This is a genomic window from Arthrobacter sp. Y3223151 (genome assembly GCF_059091125.1).
On the sequence record NZ_JBNHGI010000029.1, the window covers coordinates 1 to 2,431 of the forward strand.

General features: G+C 56.4%; 1 protein-coding gene and 2 rRNA genes. 2 read left to right on the forward strand and 1 reads right to left on the reverse strand.

The genetic code is table 11. The features are described 5' to 3' along the window. The coding region (locus AC5RUP_RS17195; protein WP_494002654.1) for a hypothetical protein at nucleotides 1-181 on the reverse strand (181 nt) is incomplete at its 3' end. Between AC5RUP_RS17195 and AC5RUP_RS17200 the strand changes: the two genes are divergently transcribed. Together AC5RUP_RS17200 and AC5RUP_RS17205 are read left to right on the forward strand one after the other, a co-directional pair. After that, nucleotides 181-1,704 (forward strand): 16S ribosomal RNA (locus tag AC5RUP_RS17200). The two genes, AC5RUP_RS17195 and AC5RUP_RS17200, sit on opposite strands and share 1 nt — an antisense overlap. A gap of 480 nt (nucleotides 1,705-2,184) precedes the next feature. Beyond that, nucleotides 2,185-2,431 (forward strand): 23S ribosomal RNA (locus AC5RUP_RS17205); the annotation flags it as partial.

Consider the following 2,431-nt stretch of genomic DNA (forward strand, 5'->3'; position numbering starts at 1 on the left):
TGCTCCTGTTGTTTGAGAACTCAATAGTGTGCCAAGTTTGTTGATACCAATTATTTATTGGTTGAAAGTGCCGTGGCGTGCCGCCCCTGTGGTGTGTCGCGGTTTTATCAGCCTGGTTTGAATTTAGTGCAGTGTCTTCGGTCGTTTTCCCGGCCGTTGGTGCTGTGTCTGTTTGAAACATTAACGGAGAGTTTGATCCTGGCTCAGGACGAACGCTGGCGGCGTGCTTAACACATGCAAGTCGAACGATGATCCGGTGCTTGCACCGGGGATTAGTGGCGAACGGGTGAGTAACACGTGAGTAACCTGCCCTTGACTCTGGGATAAGCCTGGGAAACCGGGTCTAATACCGGATATGACCTGTCACCGCATGGTGGCGGGTGGAAAGATTTTTCGGTCATGGATGGACTCGCGGCCTATCAGCTTGTTGGTGGGGTAATGGCCTACCAAGGCGACGACGGGTAGCCGGCCTGAGAGGGTGACCGGCCACACTGGGACTGAGACACGGCCCAGACTCCTACGGGAGGCAGCAGTGGGGAATATTGCACAATGGGCGAAAGCCTGATGCAGCGACGCCGCGTGAGGGATGAATGCCTTCGGGTTGTAAACCTCTTTCAGCAGGGAAGAAGCGAAAGTGACGGTACCTGCAGAAGAAGCGCCGGCTAACTACGTGCCAGCAGCCGCGGTAATACGTAGGGCGCAAGCGTTGTCCGGAATTATTGGGCGTAAAGAGCTCGTAGGCGGTTTGTCGCGTCTGCTGTGAAAGCCCGGGGCTCAACCCCGGGTCTGCAGTGGGTACGGGCAGACTAGAGTGCAGTAGGGGAGACTGGAATTCCTGGTGTAGCGGTGAAATGCGCAGATATCAGGAGGAACACCGATGGCGAAGGCAGGTCTCTGGGCTGTAACTGACGCTGAGGAGCGAAAGCATGGGGAGCGAACAGGATTAGATACCCTGGTAGTCCATGCCGTAAACGTTGGGCACTAGGTGTGGGGGACATTCCACGTTTTCCGCGCCGTAGCTAACGCATTAAGTGCCCCGCCTGGGGAGTACGGCCGCAAGGCTAAAACTCAAAGGAATTGACGGGGGCCCGCACAAGCGGCGGAGCATGCGGATTAATTCGATGCAACGCGAAGAACCTTACCAAGGCTTGACATGGGCCGGATCGGGCTGGAAACAGTCCTTCCCTTCGGGGCCGGTTCACAGGTGGTGCATGGTTGTCGTCAGCTCGTGTCGTGAGATGTTGGGTTAAGTCCCGCAACGAGCGCAACCCTCGTTCCATGTTGCCAGCGCGTAATGGCGGGGACTCATGGGAGACTGCCGGGGTCAACTCGGAGGAAGGTGGGGACGACGTCAAATCATCATGCCCCTTATGTCTTGGGCTTCACGCATGCTACAATGGCCGGTACAATGGGTTGCGATACTGTGAGGTGGAGCTAATCCCAAAAAGCCGGTCTCAGTTCGGATTGGGGTCTGCAACTCGACCCCATGAAGTCGGAGTCGCTAGTAATCGCAGATCAGCAACGCTGCGGTGAATACGTTCCCGGGCCTTGTACACACCGCCCGTCAAGTCACGAAAGTTGGTAACACCCGAAGCCGGTGGCCTAACCCCTTGTGGGAGGGAGCCGTCGAAGGTGGGACCGGCGATTGGGACTAAGTCGTAACAAGGTAGCCGTACCGGAAGGTGCGGCTGGATCACCTCCTTTCTAAGGAGCTTCCTCGAACCTGTCCTGGCCTGTCATAGTGCGGGTTGGGTGGTTTGCAGGGCAAGCCCGTTGCGGACGCGTCTGTTGTCCGGCGGGTGCTCATGGGTGGAATATCAACGGATTCGGTGTCTTTCGCGGTTGGCCGCATGTCAGTACGGTGCCCTTTTGGGGTGTTTGGAACGTGTGTGGTTGGTTTCGCGGGGGATGTCTTTTGGCACACTGTTGGGTCCTGAGGCAACAGGACCTTATTCTTGCAGCGATGTGAGGAGAGGGAAGAAGTTGGTTCCTCTTGTTTCCTGCGCTTGCCGCGCCGGCCGTCCCGTTTGGGGTGGCGGGGGTGGGGGTGACGGGGTTGTTGTTTGAGAACTACATAGTGGACGCGAGCATCTTAAAGCAATTTTTTTGATGAACCTGGTGGCTAACTGTCCTTGTGATGGTTGGTTGTCCTGGTTCTCTCGAATAGCTGATTTTGATCTTTGTGGTCAAGTTTTTAAGAGCACACGGTGGATGCCTTGGCATCAGGAGCCGAAGAAGGACGTGGGAATCTGCGATAAGCCTGGGGGAGTTGATAACCGAACGGTGATCCCAGGATGTCCGAATGGGGAAACCCCGCCCGGCGCGCGAGTGACCGGGTGACCCGTACCTGAACACATAGGGTGCGTGGAGGGAACGCGGGGAAGTGAAACATCTCAGTACCCGCAGGAAGAGAAAACAACAGTGATTCCGT